Origin of the sequence: Leucobacter coleopterorum (assembly GCF_011382985.1) — a bacterium.
In the GTDB taxonomy this organism is placed as follows: domain Bacteria; phylum Actinomycetota; class Actinomycetes; order Actinomycetales; family Microbacteriaceae; genus Leucobacter; species Leucobacter coleopterorum.
In genome coordinates this window covers 572,999-591,586 of the sequence record NZ_CP049933.1, presented here as the reverse complement: position 1 = coordinate 591,586, position 18,588 = coordinate 572,999, and the positions used below count along the sequence as shown (strand labels likewise).

At 61.8% G+C, this 18,588-nt stretch carries 12 protein-coding genes, 3 tRNA genes and 5 pseudogenes; 9 read left to right on the top strand and 11 right to left on the bottom strand.

The window, feature by feature from the left end:
• Nucleotides 1-151 precede the first annotated feature (151 nt).
• Both G7066_RS02790 and G7066_RS02785 read left to right on the top strand, forming a co-directional pair.
• Nucleotides 152-1,324: pseudogene (locus G7066_RS02790) on the top strand (IS3 family transposase).
• A gap of 368 nt (nt 1,325-1,692) precedes the next feature.
• Nucleotides 1,693-2,775, top strand: a complete 1,083-nt coding sequence (locus tag G7066_RS02785) for an IS1249 family transposase (protein WP_244303094.1) — start codon at nt 1,693-1,695, stop codon at nt 2,773-2,775.
• A gap of 125 nt (nt 2,776-2,900) precedes the next feature.
• Here G7066_RS02785 and G7066_RS02780 read toward each other — a convergent pair.
• A tRNA-Met gene (locus G7066_RS02780) sits at nt 2,901-2,974 on the bottom strand.
• Between the two features lie 29 nt (nt 2,975-3,003).
• Nucleotides 3,004-3,075, bottom strand: a tRNA-Thr gene (locus G7066_RS02775).
• 130 nt (nt 3,076-3,205) lie between these two features.
• Here G7066_RS02775 and G7066_RS02770 point away from each other — a divergent pair.
• The gene (locus G7066_RS02770) at nt 3,206-3,682 is read left to right on the top strand and encodes a hypothetical protein (RefSeq protein WP_244303225.1); all 477 of its coding nucleotides are present in this window, start codon (nt 3,206-3,208) and stop codon (nt 3,680-3,682) included.
• 45 nt (nt 3,683-3,727) lie between these two features.
• The gene (locus tag G7066_RS02765; protein WP_280116216.1) at nt 3,728-6,232 is read left to right on the top strand and encodes a Tex family protein; all 2,505 of its coding nucleotides are present in this window, start codon (nt 3,728-3,730) and stop codon (nt 6,230-6,232) included.
• A gap of 113 nt (nt 6,233-6,345) precedes the next feature.
• On the opposite strand, the gene G7066_RS02760 is transcribed toward G7066_RS02765, so the two are convergent.
• The 4 genes from G7066_RS02760 to serS all read right to left on the bottom strand — a co-directional run bounded on the left by G7066_RS02760 (nt 6,346) and on the right by serS (nt 8,624).
• Nucleotides 6,346-6,430: transfer RNA gene (locus G7066_RS02760), tRNA-Ser, on the bottom strand.
• A gap of 42 nt (nt 6,431-6,472) precedes the next feature.
• Nucleotides 6,473-6,856, bottom strand: coding sequence for an HAD family hydrolase (locus G7066_RS15575; RefSeq protein WP_244303224.1), 384 nt, complete (start codon nt 6,854-6,856; stop codon nt 6,473-6,475).
• Nucleotides 6,838-7,335, bottom strand: a complete 498-nt coding sequence (locus G7066_RS15570) for an HAD family hydrolase (RefSeq protein WP_244303221.1) — start codon at nt 7,333-7,335, stop codon at nt 6,838-6,840. The genes G7066_RS15575 and G7066_RS15570 overlap by 19 nt, the downstream gene beginning before the upstream one ends.
• A 2-nt stretch (nt 7,336-7,337) precedes the next feature.
• A complete protein-coding gene (gene serS, locus G7066_RS02750; RefSeq protein ID WP_166328850.1) occupies nt 7,338-8,624 on the bottom strand; it encodes a serine--tRNA ligase in 1,287 nt (428 codons plus the stop codon).
• A gap of 238 nt (nt 8,625-8,862) precedes the next feature.
• Between serS and G7066_RS17720 the strand changes: the two genes are divergently transcribed.
• The 4 genes from G7066_RS17720 (at nt 8,863) to G7066_RS02740 (ending at nt 11,121) form a co-directional block, all read left to right on the top strand.
• A complete protein-coding gene (locus G7066_RS17720; RefSeq protein ID WP_425280736.1) occupies nt 8,863-9,447 on the top strand; it encodes an IS110 family transposase in 585 nt (194 codons plus the stop codon).
• Entirely contained in the window at nt 9,444-9,767 is a 324-nt protein-coding gene (locus G7066_RS17715; RefSeq protein WP_425280749.1) for a transposase, read from the top strand. Before G7066_RS17720 ends, G7066_RS17715 begins: the two co-directional genes overlap by 4 nt.
• Nucleotides 9,768-9,844: 77 nt before the next feature.
• A complete protein-coding gene (locus G7066_RS17710) occupies nt 9,845-10,081 on the top strand; it encodes a hypothetical protein (RefSeq protein ID WP_425280729.1) in 237 nt (78 codons plus the stop codon).
• Nucleotides 10,082-10,128: 47 nt separating this feature from the next.
• Entirely contained in the window at nt 10,129-11,121 is a 993-nt protein-coding gene (locus tag G7066_RS02740) for a diacylglycerol/lipid kinase family protein (protein WP_166328848.1), read from the top strand.
• 22 nt (nt 11,122-11,143) lie between these two features.
• On the opposite strand, the pseudogene pheA reads toward G7066_RS02740, so the two are convergent.
• Nucleotides 11,144-12,077, bottom strand: a pseudogene (pheA, locus tag G7066_RS02735) (prephenate dehydratase); the annotation flags it as partial.
• A gap of 50 nt (nt 12,078-12,127) precedes the next feature.
• A pseudogene (gene pgm, locus G7066_RS02730) lies at nt 12,128-13,766 on the bottom strand (phosphoglucomutase (alpha-D-glucose-1,6-bisphosphate-dependent)).
• Nucleotides 13,767-13,846: 80 nt separating this feature from the next.
• Between pgm and G7066_RS02725 the strand changes: the two are divergent.
• Nucleotides 13,847-14,650 carry an HAD-IIA family hydrolase gene (locus G7066_RS02725; RefSeq protein ID WP_166328846.1) on the top strand — a complete coding sequence of 268 codons (804 nt, stop codon included), beginning with the start codon at nt 13,847-13,849 and terminating at the stop codon, nt 14,648-14,650.
• A gap of 21 nt (nt 14,651-14,671) precedes the next feature.
• Here the strand turns inward: G7066_RS02725 and G7066_RS02720 are convergent.
• From G7066_RS02720 to G7066_RS02710, 3 genes and pseudogenes are all read right to left on the bottom strand, one after another.
• A pseudogene (locus tag G7066_RS02720) lies at nt 14,672-16,152 on the bottom strand (carboxyl transferase domain-containing protein).
• Nucleotides 16,088-17,381: pseudogene (locus G7066_RS02715) on the bottom strand (CaiB/BaiF CoA transferase family protein). Before G7066_RS02715 ends, G7066_RS02720 begins: the two co-directional pseudogenes overlap by 65 nt.
• 60 nt (nt 17,382-17,441) lie before the next feature.
• Nucleotides 17,442-18,563, bottom strand: a complete 1,122-nt coding sequence (locus G7066_RS02710; protein WP_166328844.1) for an ABC transporter substrate-binding protein — start codon at nt 18,561-18,563, stop codon at nt 17,442-17,444.
• Nucleotides 18,564-18,588 lie beyond the last annotated feature (25 nt).

The window sequence follows — 18,588 nt, the reverse complement described above, 5'->3', positions numbered from 1 at the left end:
CACATCTAACCCAAATAGCGACCCCAAGCAAGAACCGTAGGGGACGTTACCCCTGAGTTCCGCCAGTTAGCTCCAATCCGTGCGGGTCTGCTGAAGCTTTGGTTGACTCTCGTCCGCCAGTTCCGAGGGACTGGCTGGGAGGATATCAACCATGGCTAAATACTCGGAAGAGTTCAGAAACGACGCCGTTGCGCTCGTCAGGCAAGGCGCTACCCAGTCGCAGATCTGCAAAGACCTCGGCATCTCGAAATCAGCGCTCTCGAAATGGGTGACCGACGCAGACCGGACCGAGCGCGGCCTGCCCCTCGCAACCGAAGTGACACGAGAAGAAGACGCCCAGATTCGAGAACTCATCAAACGTAACCGCCTCCTCGAACAAGAGAACGAGGTGCTGCGTCGGGCGGCCGCGTATCTGTCGCAGATTCACATCACGCCCCAAAATAGTGTTCCCGCTCGTCCGTGAAATGGCTGCGGCAGGCACCCCGGTGAGGGTGCCTGTTGCGGTGGCGTGTAGGGTGCTGGGGTTTACGAAGCAGGCGTACTACCAATGGGTGAAACGGCCCCAGTCGAACCGTGAGCTCGAAGAGGCGCATCTCATCGAGGTGTTGCGCGAGATTCATGCGGAGGACCCCGAGTACGGGTACCGTTTCCTCGCTGACGAGCTCCAGGATCGTGGCTATGAATTGTCAGAACGGCGCGTGTGGCGGCTGTGTCATGTCGCAGGAATCCGGTCGGTAATCACGAAACGTAAGCGCCGTAACGCCCAAGCTGGCGCGCCGGTGGGCGATGATCTGGTCGAGCGTGAGTTCACAGCCGAACAGCCCAACCTGTTATGGCTTACGGACATTACGGAGCACTGGACGAAGGAAGGTCGACTCTATCTCTGCGCGGTGAAAGACGTGTGGTCGAACCGGATCGTGGGCTACTCGATCGGTGACCGAATGCGGGCGACCCTTGCCGTGACAGCGTTAGAGAATGCGGTCGAGCAGCGCGGGTATCCCCAGGGGACGATTGTGCATTCGGACAGGGGCGGTCAATTTCGTTCGCAGAGCTTCCAACACGCGCTCACCAATCATCAGCTGCAGGGGTCGATGGGGCGTGTAGGGGCGGCCGGAGACAACGCGGCGATGGAGAGTTTTTTCTCGTTGCTGCAGAAAAACGTGCTCGACCGGAAAGTGTGGGAAACACGACTCGAGCTCCGTCTCGCGATCGTGGCGTGGATTGAGGGAAGTATCATCGCAAGCGTCGCCAGCGTGGGTTAGGGAAGTTGACCCCGGTCGAGTTTGAGGTTGTTAATATAGGCAGCGTCGCACTCGCGGCGTAAAGAAACCCGAGTCAATCAAAGCTTCAGCAGACCCTGCTGTTGCAAGACTGAACACGAAAGAGCCGCATGTTCGCTGGCATACACGGAATGTGTTCCCGAAGGTTTGCAAAATGTTTGCACACATTGGATTCTCGCCAGCATTTGAGGCCCACCAGGCACAATAAGCTTCGACGGCTATCGAGCACGGCAAGACCCCAAAGTTCTGCCGCACGCACGCCCGGAGCAGCACCGGAACGAAGCCGAGTCGGCTTATCGGCCAAAAGGAGTGGATGTGATCCTCGTTGAGCCGCGTAACTCCGCGCTGAAATAGGGATCGGTATGGTCCGTGATGCTTAGTTGTGGACCTTCCCCCAAATACAACGAAGTGCATGGTATGTGGCCGCTCTCTGGTGAAGAACGGCCGACACCGATCAGGAACTCAACGCTGGCGGTGCCCATCATGCGGGGCCTCCAGCGTGAGACGCCGCCCAGACGTCACCCGCCGAGAACAACTGCGACAGTTCGTGACCTGGCTCGTCGGCAAACACACCCAGGCCGAGATCGACGGAACCGCGAGCGGGCGAACCTTCCGACGCCACACCATGTGGTGCTGGGATATCGAACCGCGCCTGGCCCCCGCGACCACCATCCATCATGCGATCCTGGTCGACGGGATCTGGATCTCCGGGTGGTGCTTGTTGATCGCCCAAAGCGACACCGGCCACGTTCTCGCCTGGCAATGGTCAGGAGGTGAATCCGTCGCGGCCTGGAAAGCGCTGCTCACACAAGTTGCAGCACCTGGGGTTCTCGTCTCTGACGGGGGAACAGGGATCCCTACCGCGCTTGGCATGTGTTGGCCAGAAACGAAACACCAACGGTGTCTCTTTCATCTGCAAATGCGTGTGTCCAGACATCTGACGATGAACCCCCGCACTGACGCGGGCAGAGCGTTACGTGGGCTGGTGATGAAGCTCAGCAGCGTACACGACGAAGACGCCGCGATCGTCTGGCAGATCCAACTTGATGAATGGTGGCGGGCCTTCGGGCACCTCACGAAAGAGCGCACCCTGCTCCGCAACGGCCAGTTCGGATTCACTCACGACCGACTCCGCAAAGCCTGGCTCCTCGTTCGAGGGGTCGTGCGCAACAACACCCTGTTCACCTATGTCACATACGGGAACCCGCGAACGACCAGCCCACTCGAAGGGGGTATCAATAGTCAGATCCGTGAGGTCCTCCGCCGCCACCGCGGGATGAGTGAACCACACCAGAAACGCGCGGTCGAGTGGTTCCTCACCCTCCACGAACAGTCCTTGGAAGAGGCCATGCAACACGCACTGCCCGCCAAAGCCGCCGCCCCAGAGCCCGCCAAACCCGAACATCCAGACGAACCCGATACGCCACTCTACGGAACAGCACTCAGCCCCGACGAAGGGCTCTGGCTACGCACAGGATGGGCGGGACGCGGATGACACACCCGACGCTATCCACTCTTTCGGGCCTATAAGCCGCCGAGTCAGCCACCGAGCCACACACCCAGAACCACCCGCACACGCAAAAACCCCTGCCTGAACAGGGGTTTAACGTGACGTGTTCGTAGCTGAGGCGGGGCTCGATCCCGCGACCTCACGATTATGAGTCGTGCGCTCTAACCAGCTGAGCTACTCAGCCGCGCTCTCCGCAGGGAGATAACACGTCAGAGCCCCGACCGGGACTTGAACCCGGGACCCCTTCCTTACCATGGAAGTGCTCTACCGCTGAGCTATCAGGGCGTAGCCACCTTGCGATGACAACCGTTTGAGAATAGCACCTTTCGCGTCTGGACCCAAAATCTGCTTGGCTAGTGGTGTGCCCCGCGTTTCGCGGGCTCGCGAAAACCCAGCACGAACAAAGGAGCGACCGGTGAACAGCCGTATCGTGGCAATCGGCGGAGTGGTACTAGCACTGTGGATGAGCGCTGGTCACTGGCTCTTTGGCATCGGCGGCTGGCTGAGCTGGTGGTATGTTCCGACCATCGGACTCACATACGCTGCGCTGCAGCTTTGGCTGGCGCGTCGCCTCCGTGTGACTCGCGATCGGGGCCGCCACACGGGCCGCGCTACGATTGTCACCCTGCTCCTCTCTTGGGCCTGCGCCATCGGTTTTGGTCTCACCGTGCCGAATAACATCAACCACGAGTTGGTATCAATCCTCAGCAAGGCTGCCGGATCCGCATTCTCAAGTGAAATGTCGATCGCGCTCTGCAATCCGCTCGGGATCATCACATTCGCACTAACGATTGCTTCGCTCGCCTTTGCGTACGCCGACGCGCGTGACCCCAAGCCCGAAGAAGATGAGGGGCTCGACGAGATACCGATGGCACCACACCCACTGGGGTAAGCGACACCCCAGGATGCGGAGCCAAAAGCCTGCCAGAATACTGTGGTGACTTCTGAACTCCGCACCACAGCATCATCCATCGAACACCAGATTGCCACCGAACTTGGTGTGGGCCGCGAGCAAGTGCTGGCGGCAGTTGCTCTTCTCGATGCAGGATCAACCGTGCCGTTCATCGCCCGGTACCGCAAAGAGGCAACGGGCGGCCTCGACGACGTTCAGTTGCGCGCCCTCGAAGAACGCCTCAGGTACCTGCGCGAGCTCGCCGAGCGACGCACCACAATCCTTGATGCGATCCGGGATCAGGGCAAACTTACCCCAGAACTCACCACCCAAATCCAACTGGCCGACACAAAAGCGCGCCTCGAAGACATTTATCTGCCCTACAAAACCAAGCGCCGCACGCGGGCCCAAATTGCGCGCGAGGCGGGACTCGAGCCGCTCGCCGATGCTCTCCTGGGCGATCCGACGTTGACGCCCGAGGTTGCGGCGCAGCAGTACGTCGACGCTTCGAAAGACGTGCCCGATACGCAGAGCGCACTCGACGGAGCACGCAACATTCTCACAGAGCGCTTTGGCGAAGACGCCGACCTCATCGGCCGTCTGCGCGACAGGCTGTGGAGCCAGGGACGTATGGTGTCGACGGTGAAGGCGGGTGCTGAGCAGAAGGGAGCAAAGTTCTCCGACTACTTCGAGTTTTCCGAAGCACTTTCCAAGATGCCCTCACACCGCATTCTGGCGCTTTTTCGCGGCGCGAGCGAGGATGTACTGGCGCTCTCCGTGGATCCAGAACCCGCTGAGTCGACCGATGCACCAGCCGCCCGCACCATCTCCCCATACGAGATGGCGATTGCCACCAACTTTGGCATCAGTGATCAGGGTCGGGCCGCCGATGCTTGGCTGCTTGAAGCCGTGCGAGTGAGCTGGCGCGGTCGCATTCTCGTGCGGCTCGAACTCGATGTTCGCTCCCGGCTGCGCGAGCAGGCGGAAGAGGCTGCCATCGCGGTGTTTGCCTCGAATCTGCGCGATCTGCTGCTCGCTGCCCCAGCAGGTGAGCGCACCACACTCGGCCTCGATCCTGGCCTGCGCACCGGTACCAAGGTCGCCGTCGTCGATGCCACAGGCAAGGTTCTCGCGCACGACACCATCTACCCCCACGCTCCGCACAACAAGTGGCAGGAGTCGCTCGTCAAGCTCGCGGCACTGGTCGCAGCCCACAACGTCGAGCTGGTAGCCATCGGAAACGGCACTGCGTCGCGCGAGACAGATGCGCTGGCGTCAGAGCTCGTTGCACTCGTCGCGCAGGATTCTGCCCGCAAGCTCACAAAGGTGATGGTCTCTGAGGCCGGGGCCTCCGTCTACTCAGCATCAGCGTTTGCCTCGCAAGAGCTTCCCGACCTGGATGTGTCGATTCGCGGAGCGGTATCGATCGCGCGCAGACTGCAGGATCCGCTCGCGGAGCTCGTGAAGATCGACCCCAAGTCGATCGGTGTCGGTCAGTATCAGCACGACCTGCCCGATGTTGCCCTCTCGCGAGCGCTGGATGCCGTGGTTGAGGACTGCGTGAACGGTGTGGGCGTCGACCTGAATACCGCTTCGGTGCCCCTGCTCACGCGCGTGTCTGGCATCGGGTCAGGCCTCGCGGAAAGTATTGTGCTGCACCGCGACCTGAACGGCCCCTTTTCTTCGCGCGCTGCGCTCAAAAAGGTGCCCCGCCTCGGACCTAAGGCTTTCGAACTGTGCGCTGGATTCCTGCGTATCCGCGGCGGCAATAACCCGCTCGATGCCTCGGGAGTGCACCCCGAGAGCTACGCGCTCGTCGACCAGCTCGCGAAGTCGACGGCGTCAGACGTACCCGGTCTCATCGGCAACACCCAAGTGCTTTCGCGCGTGAGGCCCGCGGACTTTGTGAGTGAGTCTTTTGGTCTGCCCACGGTCACCGACGTGCTCGCGGAGCTCGAGAAACCAGGTCGGGATCCGCGGCCCTCTTTTGCGACCGCAACTTTCGCCGCAGGCGTCAACACCGTGTCTGATCTGCGCCCCGGGATGATCCTTGAGGGTGTGGTCACCAACGTGGCCGCGTTTGGCGCGTTTGTCGATGTGGGTGTGCACCAAGATGGGCTCGTGCACATCTCGGCGCTGAGCGACCGTTTCATCTCGAACCCGCGCGATGTTGTGAAGCCCGGCGACGTGGTGCGCGCAAAAGTCTTGGAAGTTGATGTGCCACGCAAGCGCATTTCGCTGACTCTCCGATTGAATGACGAGTTGCCCACCGGCGATGCCCTGAACGGCGGGGCGCTGCAGACGGTCACGGCCGAGGAGCTCAGCGCGCCCAGGGGGCAAGGCGCCAGCAGCAGAGCCAGAAGCCAGATCAGCGATCCGCACCCCGCAAGCAAGCACCCGCCAATACCGCGATGGCAGACGCGCTGCGGGCTGCGGGCCTGGGGTAACCCCGGGAAGGGAAGTTTCCGGCTTCGCGCCCACACCCGCACCCGCGCCCGCGCCCGACCAATCCGATGCAGCCATATTGCTAGTTCACCGCGCGTCAACTAGCAATATGGACGCACTCGATTGCGAACGCGCATCGTATCGGTCGACATACGGGCGAAACCACTACAGACACAAGAAACCCTCGGTCTCGAAACGAGACCGAGGGTTTCTTCACGCGGAGGGTAAGAGATTCGAACTCTTGAGACGTTTCCGCCCACTTGTTTTCAAGACAAGCTCCTTCGGCCGCTCGGACAACCCTCCGCAGATAAGCTTAGCAAAGCTTTGCCGCGCTCTTGCACGCAGCTACAAGAGCGTTGGAAAACGTTCGCGCAGAGCGGTCAACAAACCGCCCTCGTCGATGCTTCCTGTAACGCGCCCAGCTGCCTCCTGCACCTCGGGATCAGCCTGACCCATCGCAACAGAATCGCCGAAACGGGCGGCCCACTGCAGCATGTCGATGTCGTTTCGCCCATCGCCCGCTGCAAAGACCTGCGAGCGATCGATGCCAAGCTTCGAAACAACAGTCTCGAGGGCACTCGCTTTAGTCACTCCGTCTGGGGCGATATCAAGCCAGGAGGTGCTCCCCACGGCGTAGGACACGTGGGTCAGTCCCAGGGAATCGACCGCGCCAACAAACTCTTCAAAGCGGTGATCGGGCGACACCACAACTACGCGTGACGCTTGCACCCGAGCAGTTGCTCAAATGGAACTTGCCTCTGTTCAGCGGGCAGTGTGCCCGTCGGAATCATCTCAGTGTACAGAAATCCGCCGTCCGCGAGTTCTACCGCGTAACGCGCTGTTGCGAGCTGCGTGCGAATCTTAAGCAGGGCATCCGTAGGATCAAACGCTTCAACGTATTCACGCCGGTAGGCGCGGGGGGCGAGTGGATCACGCTTCAGCGTCACCGCACCGTTGCACGCGATAACCCACCGCGGTCGAATTCTCAGCTTCTCTACAATCGGCAGCGTCGCGTCGACGGAGCGCCCGGTCGCAATAACGACCTCGTGTCCGGTGTCGTGCAGCTTTCGAATCGCGTCGCTCAGATCGGGATCTATTGCGCCCGAGAGAGGATCGTCGCCGGCACCCGGACCCGAGTGATTCAGCACGGTGCCGTCGAGATCGAGTGCGATGAGGTGGCGCTCGGGATCCGAAACTTTAACCAGCATGACTACCCTTTCTTGCGCGCATCAGTGTCGAGAGGGGCCAGCACTTCAAGCCCGCCGAGATACGGGCGCAGCGCCTCGGGAACAACGACGCTGCCGTCTGCTTGCTGGTGCGTCTCGAGGATCGCCACGAGCCACCGGGTGGTCGCGAGTGTGCCGTTGAGCGTCGCTACTGGGGCAGTCTTGCCGCTCTCCGAGCGGAAGCGGGTCGAGAGACGCCGTGCTTGGTAGGTCGTGCAGTTGCTCGTTGAGGTGAGCTCACGGTAGGTGCCCTGCGTCGGCACCCAGGCCTCAATGTCGAATTTGCGGGCCGCGCTCGATCCCAGATCACCGGCGGCCACGTCGATGACACGATAGTGCAAGCCAAGCGCCTGCAGCATCTCCTCCTGGTACGAGACCAGGCGGTCGTGCTCAGCTTCGGCGTCTGCCGGATCCGCGTAGACAAACATCTCGAGTTTGTTGAACTGGTGTACCCGCAGAATTCCACGCGTATCTTTACCGTGTGAACCGGCCTCGCTGCGGTAGCAGGTTGACCAACCGGCGTATCGAACGGCACCGTCTTCGAGATCAAGGATCTCACTTGCGTGGTAGCCAGCGAGCGCGACCTCGCTTGTGCCTGTGAGGTACAGGTCTTGCTCGGGCAGGTGGTACACCTCGGAGGCGTGTTCCCCCAGGAAACCCGTACCGTTCATGATCTCGGGCTTCACGAGTGTCGGCGTAATCAGCGGAGTGAAGCCGTGCTGCATCGCACGATCCAGAGCCATGTTCATGAGCGCAATTTCGAGCCGCGCTCCCACTCCACGCAAAAAGTAGAACCGGGCACCCGAAACTTTGGCGCCGCGCTCCATATCAATGGCCCCCAACAGCTCACCCAATTCCAGATGATCTCGAGGTTCGAAGTCGAAGCTTGAGCGCTCGCCGACCTCGCGCAGCGTCACAAAGTTCTCCTCGCCACCGCTTGGCACGCCGTCGATGACGAGGTTCTCGATGCGAGCCGCGATTGTGTCAAATGCCGCATCGGCTTCTTTCGCGCGAGCCTCTGCCGCTTTTACGCCGGCCGCGAGCTGCTGCGCCTGAGCGATGAGCGCGGGCTTTTCTTCTTTCGGTGCTGCCTTCACCTGCTTGCCAAACTCGTTCTGTTCGGCGCGCAAAGTCTCGAACTCGGTCAGCGCTGCACGGCGCAAAGCGTCTGCGGCGAGCGCTTCATCCACCACCACCTCGCTGTTGCCTCGGGCGCGCTGCGAACGCTTGACGGACTCGGGATCGTTGCGGAGGATTACTGGATCGATCACACGAGCAAGCTTACCCCGCACCCTCTGACGTTGATACTGGTAATGCCCCGTTCCAGGGCTGACTCGCCCACTGACTGGCCCCGTGCCTTCAATTTGATCTGTCGTCCAGGAGCGGGGGTTACAGGACCCAGCCAGGCGAGCATGACCTCATAGGAGCCTGGTCAAGAGGCCTCTTCAACGTCCTGTCTGCCCGCCCGGCCGGTTGCCTCCCAACAGAAACCGGAAAGGCAGAACCATCATGACAAACATTGCTGAACCCTGCGACATCTACGCCGGGGTCGATACCCACGCCGACACACACCACGCGGCCGTGATCGATCAGAACGGGAAACACCTCGCAGACGCGCAGTTCCCCACCACGCCCGCAGGCTATGTAGCTCTCACTGCGTTCATCCTCATGTACGGCATCCTGGTTCGTGTCGGGATCGAGGGAACCAGTTCCTACGGGGCCGGCCTTACCCGTCATCTCACCTCTTTCGGGCATCACGTCATCGAAGTGATCCGCCCGAACCGGCAACTGCGCCGTATGAGCGGAAAGTCCGACCCGATCGACGCCTACGCTGCCGCGAAGACCGCGCTCACTGAAACGAAGCAGCCCACCCCGAAATCCGGTGACGGCACGGTCGAGCAGATCCGGTACCTGTTCGCTGCCCGACGCTCAGCGATCAAAGCGCGCACTGCCGCGCAAGTACAACTGAAATCACTCCTCGTGACCGCACCCTCGCTTCTGCGTGAACGGTTCCGTAACGTGACCGATGCAGCCCTCGTCGCTGACCTCGCAGACTTTGATATCCGCCCCTACCCGAGCATCAAGGCATCGTGATCGCACTGCGAGCACTGGCACGCAGACACCGCTATATCTCGACTGAAATACACACCCTGGATCAAGAACTCGAAACCCTCACGAAGCACACCAACCCGGCTCTGACCGCAGCGCACGGGGTCGGAACAGTCACTGCCGCGCAGCTCCTCATCACTGCAGGCGATAACTCCGACCGGCTCCGCTCAGAAGCCGCGTTCGCGGCGCTCTGCGGAGTGAGCCCGATCCCCGCGTCCTCGGGCAAAACAACCAGGCACCGGCTCAACCGGGCGGAGACCGGCACGCAAACTCCGCACTTCACCGGATCGCGCTCGTACGGATGAGTCACGAGCCGCGCACGAGAGCATATGTCGAGAAGAAACGCGCGGAAGGGAGAAACAACAAAGAAATCATCAGGTGTTTGAAGCGAGCGATTGCGCGCGAGGTGTTCACACTCCTCACGAAGAATGTTGAGGTGCCTCGCGTGGATGATCTTCGGCCATTCAGGCAAGCGCTGGGGATCACTCTGCAGCAGGTCGCGGAACATTTCAATGTATGGCTGACCAAAATCTCACGCCTTGAGCGTGGCCTCACGCGTGATGATCAACTCGCTCAGGCATATCGGGAATGGCTCGAAACAAGCGCGCCTAAGAGTTGACAACAATAGGAGCATCATTCATGTGGTCAACCCAGTACCCTTGGTGCATGCCCGAAGCCACGTCACAACCACAGCCAGTCGTTGCTGTTGTGTATCAGCCGTTCAAGACGGACCTCGAGCAGTTGCGCGCCGAGGTCAAGCAGGGTGAACAGGACTCGGGGTGGGCGTCGTCCCGCTGGTACGAGACCGCCGAAGACGATGCGGGCGTGAGCGCCACGAAGCAGGCACTCAAAGACGGGGCGAGCGTAGTGATCGCCAGCGGCGGCGACGGCACGATCCGCGCGGTGGCCGAGGCGCTGAGGGGCACGGGAGTTCCGCTCACAATCGTGCCGCAGGGCACCGGCAATCTGCTCGCCCGTAACATCGGCGTTCCCCTCACCAAGGTCAGCGAGGCGGTCAAAGCGGCTTTCACCGGTGTTAATCGCAGTATCGATCTTGGGATCCTCACCATCGTGCGCGAGGACGACACAGAGAGCGATCATGTGTTTCTTGTGCTCGCGGGCATGGGCCTCGACGCGCGCGCGATCTCTGCAACCAGGTCGAAACTCAAGAAGCGTGTCGGCTGGCTCGCCTATGTCGATGCCGGGGTACGCACGATCCTGACTGACAAGCCGCTGCACATTCACTTCTCGGTCGACGGCTCTGAGGCGAAGTCGCTCTCCGTATACACGGTCATGATCGGCAATTGCGGCCTAATGCCGGGTGGTGTGCTGCTGATCCCAGACGCAAAGCTCGATGATGGTCGCCTCGATGTTGTGGCGCTCAAACCACTCGGCGCATTTTCGTGGCTGCGAATCTGGAACAAGATTGGTTGGGAAAACGGAGTGCTGCGCAAGACGAAGACCGGCCGCAAAATTATCGACCTCGTGCACGACACCCGCAGTGTCAGCTACGTGCAGGCCACTAACTACGCACTCTCAGTCACAAAACCAGAGCCGATCCAGCTCGACGGTGACGATTTTGGGCTCGCGCTCGCAGTGAATGGTCGGGTGGATCCCGGGGCGCTCGTTGTGCGAGTTCTGCCCGAGTGGAAAGTCTAGCTTCCTCGTTAATCAGTACCGTCGGGTGTGCCCTCAATAACCCGCGCAGCCAGTCGCGGGCGTCGCGGAAGGTGTCGTTGTCGTAGACGGCGTGTGTCGTTGCGGCGATGCGATCCGCGCGGGGTATGAACCCAAGAACACGACGTGCGGGCTGAAGCGTTTCACACCGAGCAGCGCATCGGCGACGCGCTCGTCTTTAATGTGCCCCTCGGCATCGATGACAAAGCGATAGCGACCCATGCGATCTCCAATGGGACGCGACGCAAGCAGCGTCAGGTTCACGCCGCGAGTGGCAAACTGCTCAAGCAGTTCGAGCAGGGATCCAGCCCGGTCCTCGGGCAGCTCCACGACCAGTGAGGTTTTGTCTGCCCCGGTCGGTTCGCCGACCGGCACCGTGCGGCTCACCAGAACAAACCGGGTCACGGCGTCGGGGTTTTCGGCGATCCCCTCGGCAAGTACCTCGACGTCGTAGTGTTCTTCGATGCCGGGCGGCGCAATCGCGGCGTCGATGCCCTTCTCACTGTCGAAGAGATCAGCTGCAGCCTGCACGTTTGAGGTCGCTGGCAAGTGGCGGTGACGTGGGATCTGGTCATCGAGCCACGCGCGGCACTGCCCGTAAGCGACGGGGTGCCCTGAGACCACGTTGATATTTTCCATGCGCGTGCCCGGTTTAGCAACCAGCACGAAGCGCACCGGCACCAGGTATTCCCCCACAATGCGCAGGCCAGGGATAGTCGCGAGAGCGTCCTGCGCCACCGTCACACCGCCGTCGATTGAGTTCTCGATCGCGATCACCGCAGCGGCGCTCGCCCCGAAACCACATCGGCTAGGGCCTCGCCCAGATTCGCGACGGGGCACCACTCCTGCCCGACCGCCTCCGGCACCTGCTTGAGCGCCGCTTCGGTGAAGGTTCCAGCTGGTCCGAGATAGGAGTAGCGGCGTAGGGGTGCAGACATGAAACTAGATTACCGTCGCGGGCGGGTGCGTGCGCGACGGTACCCAGGCCCTACCCAAGCACCCGCGCCACAAGCTGCTGGGCTGCTGCTTGTACCTCGGCAAGGTGTTCAGCGCCGCGGAACGATTCTGCGTAGATCTTCATAACGTCTTCCGTACCCGAGGGGCGAGCTGCAAACCAGGCCTGCTCCGTCTCGACCTTAAGACCTCCGATCGCTGCTCCGTTTCCAGGGGCTTCGGTGAGTATCGCGGTGATGGGATCACCTGCGAGTTCTTTCTGCGTCACGTCATCGGGTGAGAGCGCGAGCAGACGGGCCTTCTGTTCGGGCGTCGCGACGGCGTCGATGCGGGCGTAGTGCGGCTCACCGAACTCGGCTACCAACTCACGGTAACGCTCTGCAGGTGACTGGCCCGTCACGGCCTGGATCTCGGCGGCGAGCAGCGCCAGCAAGATTCCGTCTTTGTCGGTGCTCCAAGCAGAACCGTCGAGCCGCTGGAACGACGCCCCCGCGCTCTCTTCACCACCAAACACCAGCGTGCCGTCGGAAAGCCCCGGAACGAACCACTTGAACCCAACGGGCACCTCAAGCAACTCACGCCCGCGCGCTGCCACCACCCGGTCAATAATCGCCGAGGACACAAGCGTTTTGCCGATCCCGGCAGACACGGGCCAGTCAGGGCGATGAGAAAGCAGGTAGTCGATCGCCACTGCGAGGTAATGATTTGGATTCATGAGGCCGTCTGCCGTAACAATGCCGTGGCGATCGGCGTCCGCGTCGTTGCCCGTGATGAGATCGTAGTCCTCACGATAAGAGTCGAGTGTGCTCATCACCTGCGCAGACGAGGGGTCCATGCGGATCTTGCCGTCCCAGTCAAGGTGCATGAACCCCACTGCGGGTCGACGCCTGGGCCGAGTACCGTCAGATCGAGGTCATAACGATCTCGGATCGCCCCCAGTACGCAATACTCGCTCCCCCGAGCGGGTGCGCGGCGAACCGCACACCGGCATCGCGGATAGCGGCAACATTGATGACGTTTTCGACCCCCTCGACGTACTCACCTAAGAAGTCGTAGCCGCCCTCGTGGCCGTGCGTCACGCCCGCTGAAGCAGCGTACAAGTCGGCACCGCTCTCGAGCAGCTCGTTCGCGCGCGCGGCAATCCAGTTGGTCGCGTCAGTGTCGGCTGGGCCACCGTGAGGTGGGTTGTATTTAAACCCACCGTCTACCGGTGGGTTGTGGCTCGGAGTGACGATAATGCCGTCGGCGCGGTGTGGATCGTCTGCAGCACGATCTCGGTTGTGGGTTAGGATCGCGTGACTCAGCGCCGGGGTTGGCACAAACGTTTCGTCGCCGGTGCCCGCGGCCGAAACTACGTGCACGCCCCGAGCGAGCAGCACCTCTCGCGCGGTGTGCTCCGCGGGAGCCGAGAGCGCGTGAGTGTCTGACCCGATAAAGAGCGGGCCCTCAATGCCCTGGACCGCGCGATACTCTGCAATGGCAATACTGATTGCTGCGATGTGCGCCCGATTAAAAGACCGGTTCAGTGAGGAACCACGGTGACCCGAGGTGCCAAACACCACCCGCTGGGCGGGCACAGCAGGATCGGGAACCAGGTTTTCGTAGGCTGCAAGCAGCGCATCAATATCGACAAGATCTGTCTCAAGGGCAGGCTGACCGGCTCGTTCATGCATGTAACCAGTGTGCCAGCAGCGACCGACAAACGTGCGCGTCCCGCAACCTTTTGTTCACACGCGAGGGCTAGCCTTGGGTCATGGATCCCAATCAAGCGGCCAAGAATCAAGCACACACCCGCCGCACAGAAATCGAGTGCTGGCTCACCGACATGGACGGCGTTCTCGTTCACGAGAATCAGGCGATCCCCGGCGCATCCGAACTACTCAAACACTGGCGCGACTCCGAGATCCCGTACCTGGTGTTGACGAACAACTCGATTTTCACTGCGCGGGATCTCAGCGCACGCTTAAGCGCTTCCGGCATCGAGGTGCCCGAGGATCGTATCTGGACGAGCGCGCTTGCAACTGCCGCCTTTCTCAAGCAGCAGAAACCGGGTGGCAGCGCGTTTGTGCTCGGCGAAGCCGGGATCCTGACAGCGTTGCACGACGCCGGTTACGTGATGACCGAAACAGACCCAGACTTTGTGGTGGTTGGTGAGACGCGGCACTACTCGTTCGACGCGATCACCAAGGCGATCCGCCTGATTATCGGTGGTGCTCGCTTCATCTCAACGAACCCAGACGCGACCGGCCCGAGCCCCGAGGGTCCGCTGCCCGCGACGGGCTCAATCAACGCGCTCATTACCAACGCAACCGGCAAAACGCCCTATGTTGTGGGTAAGCCAAACCCGATGATGTTCCGCTCGGCCCTCAACAAAATCGGCGCGCACTCCCACAACACGGGCATGATCGGCGATCGTATGGACACCGACATCGTCGCCGGCATGGAGGCGGGTCTACACACCGTACTCGTCATGACGGGCATCGCGGATCAGGCTGAGATTGAGCGTTTCCCGTTCAGACCCGACGAGATTCTGGGGTCGGTCGCGGATCTGCTGTAGCTCTTAGCGACACCACCACACTCACCCAAGACCCCGATACCGCTCAAGCCTCGCAACACGTCGTGCATCCGGTTGCTGCAGCACCAGGGCGGCGAGCTCTTGCGCGATTGCGTGGCCCATCCGCACAGAGAAAACCCGCGGCTCGGCGGCAGCATCCGGAACCTCGGCAACCACACGATCAACGATGCCGTGTGCATACAGCGCCGCAGACGCGACCCCCTGCTGCTCGGCCAGTTCCGGCGCCCGGGAGGGATCCCGGTGCACAATCGCGGCGGCCCCCTCGGGTGGCAGCGGCGACAACCACGCGTGCTCCGCAGCGAGAGTGCGGTCAGCGGGCAGCAGTGCGAGCGCCCCACCTCCGGTACCCTCACCAAGCAGCACGGAGAGCGTGGGCCCGCCGTGGGTCACAAGATCTGCGAGGCAGTGCGCGATCTCACTCGCGAGACCTCCCTCTTCCGCTGCCTGCGAGAGTTCGGCCCCTGGGGTATCAATCACGGTGACCAGAGGAAGCTGCAGCTCACTCGACAGGTGCATCGCTCGACGGGCCGCCCGCAGCGCCCCCGGGCCGAGCGGCGCGTGAGAACGCTGGATGCGGCGATCCTGACCCACCACCACACACGGCACACCGCCGAACCGCGCGAGGCACAGCGACAGCCCGGGGTCTCGCTCGCCCTGCCCCGTGCCCGAGAGCGGAACGACGTCGGTGGCCGCGTGGCGAAGCAAGTCACGAAGGCCTGGCCGAGCGCGGTCTCGGGTGCGAGTAATCGAGTCCCAGGTCGCGACAGACCCGGTGGGTCGCTGCGAGGCAGAACCCGGATCGGCGGCCTGCTGCAACAGCTCCGCGTGACTCGGGCGGTCGAGCAGCGCGAGTACCCGGCGCACAACCTCACGCAGTTCATCTGGCGGCAGCACCCCGTCGATAATGCCGTGCCTGGCAAGATTTTCGGCCGACTGCACACCGTCAGGAAACGCTTCTCCGTAGAGCGCCTCGTAGACGCGGGTCCGAGAAAGCCGACGAGGGCACCCGGCTCCGCGACCGTCACCTGCCCGAGAGATCCGAACGACGCGAGCGCCCCTCCGGTTGATGGGTGTCGCAGATAGACCAGGTACGGCAGTCCGGCGGCCTGGTGCGCCGCAACGGCTGCGGCAATCTTCACCATCGCAACAAAGGCAACGGTCCCCTCTTGCATGCGTGTTCCGCCCGAAGCCGGGGACGCGAGCACCGGCAGCCCCTCGGCGGTCGCGCGCTCCATCGCCGAAACGAAACGCTCCGCCGAGGCCACCCCAATCGACCCCGCAAGAAACGCGAACTCACACGCGATCAGCGCGACTCGTCTCCCGCCTATCAGGGCCTCACCCGTGATGATCGATTCGTCGACACCGCTCCGCTCGCGTGCCGCCGCGAGCTCCGCCCCGTAATCATCACCAAGGTCAGGCTCACGCGGATCCGCGTCCCACGACACATAACTGCCCGGATCCTGGATCAGCCCGATCAGTTCCATCGCGGTTCGACGCCGCGGCTTCGTACTGGGTTGTGAGGTGCTCACGATGCCACCCCGCGAGCCATTCGCGGATCGCTTCACCGTGCTGGTCCAACACGGGAGGGGCGGTGTGTGCCGCGCGCGAGCGCTCCGTTTCACCAGCTGCATCAACATCAAAGAAGCGGATCGGAGGGCCAGGCAGTGAAATATTGCCGAGGGCCCGATGCTGCACATCAACCACCAACCCCTGCGAGTGCACCTGATCCCACTCGTACACCTCGGTCAGGTCACGAACCTTGCCCGCCGGGATCCCCGCGGCCCGAAGCCGTTCCAACAGCTCGGCGGCGGCGTGTGAGCGAAGAGCGGTCTCCACAAAGGCAATAGTTTGCTCGCGATTCGCCACTCGCTCGGGGTTTGTCGCCAGACCGGGAGAGGCAGGATCGAGCCCAAACTCCGCGCAAAAACCGCGCCAGAGGTTGTCGTTTGCGACCGACATCTGGATGACGCCGTCTCGGCAGGCAAACAAACCGTACGGCGCGATCGAGGGGTGGTGGTTGCCCTGTGCCCGTGGGGTCTCACCCGCGACGGTGACCCGGGTCCCCTGAAAGGCGTGCACTCCCACAATCGAAGACAGCAGCGAGGTGCGAACCACACGGCCGCGTCCAGTGCGATCCCTCTCGTGCAGCGCCGCCAGCACCCCAACGACGCCGTGAATACCACCGAGCAAATCAGCAATCGGGGTACCAACACGCTGCACCGCATCGGGGCCAGGGCCAGTCAGCGACATCAAACCAGCCTCCCCCTGCACAATTTGGTCGTACCCTGCCCGACCACCCTCGGGCCGTCATGCCCAAACCCCGTGATCGACAGCTGGATGAGCGAGGGATTGAGCGCGGCAAGCGCTGCCGTGCTGAACCCCAGCCGATCCATTACCCCGGTGCGAAAGTTTTCGATCATGACATCGGCTCGTTTCAACAGCTCACGCAGCACGTCTCGCCCGTCATCGCTCTTCAGGTCGAGCGCAATCGATTCTTTGTTGCGGTTACAAGAGAGAAAATACGTCGAGAATGCTGTTCCGTCGCCGTCACCGACGAAGGGCGGACCCCACACTCGGGTGTCGTCCCCGATCCTGGAGACTCAACTTTGATGACCCTGGCACCCAGGTCGCCGAGCATCATGCCCGCGTGGGGGCCGGCCAGTGCGCGCGACAGGTCTACAACCAACAGCCCGTCTAGTGAACCCTGATTCACTGTGACTCCTTTGTCTGAGGGTTCGGGCGGGCCACCGCGGCCCACCCGAACCGCGTCGGCTTAGCCCTTGAACATCGTCCAGAGTTTGTCGTACTGCTCTTTCACGTCGGCAGAGCAGGGTTTGTTCATAACTCCTCGCTTTGCCTCCTCAGCGGTGGGCACAACAACCGCGGCACCGCCGTTATCGAGTTTCGCCAGTTCCTCGTCGATTCCCTTGAGCGGTACTGAGTACTTGATCCAGTTCGCGTTGACCGCCGCGTTCGCCGGGTCCATGAGCCAGTTCATAAAGATCTTCGCGTTGTCGGTGTTCGCGGCATTTTTCAGGATCGCGAGGCTGTCTCCCCCGATCATGAACCCCTCCTCGGGAAGCACGTACTTGAGATCCTTGTTCTGCGCCTGCGCCCTGGCGAACGACCCGTTCCACATGGTGGAGAGGGTGGTCTCACCCCCGGCAAGACGATCAATCGTGCCGTCAGAGCTGATGATCTTCACACTGGGCTTGAACCCGTTCAGAAGGTCAAGTGCCTTCTCGTAGGCTTTGCCGTCTGTTGTACACGGCTCAGATCCTGTCGCGAACAGCGCCGCGTTAATCACAAACGTTTGATCGTCGTGGAGACCGATCTTGCCGACGGCATCAGCGGGTGCCGCGAAATAGTCAGCCCAAGACTTGATGGGTTCTTTCACCACGGAGGTGTTCACCCCGATGCCGTCGTAAATCACAGCGTACGGGGTGGTGAACTTTCGCCCCTTGTCGAAGTAGATGTCGGCAAACTCATCCTCGATGTTGCCGCCGTTTGGCCAGGTGGTGGCGTCGATCTGCAGCAGCTGCCCACTCGCGATGAGGTCTTCGGCAACGTAGTCGGAAACGGCAACAACGTCGTAGGTCGCGGAGCCTGTCTTCACCTTCGCGACCATCTCTTCGGCGGACGAGAACGTGTCGACCTTCACCTCAATGCCCGTATCTTTTGTGAATTTCTTGAGGGCCTCCGGGTTAATGAAGTTGGTGAAGTTGAAGAGGTTTACGACGCCCGACCCTTTCTCAGGAAAAGCGTCCGTCGTGCCCTCAGCAGAATTGTCGGTGCCGGGTGCAGCGCTGCAGGCGGCTGCTCCAAAGAGCAGGGCAGATCCGAGGATCGCCGTGAGTGTCAACCGCATCGGCGCGGTTGTGGGGGTGGTTCGCATGATTAGCCTTTCTTTCGGATCACTA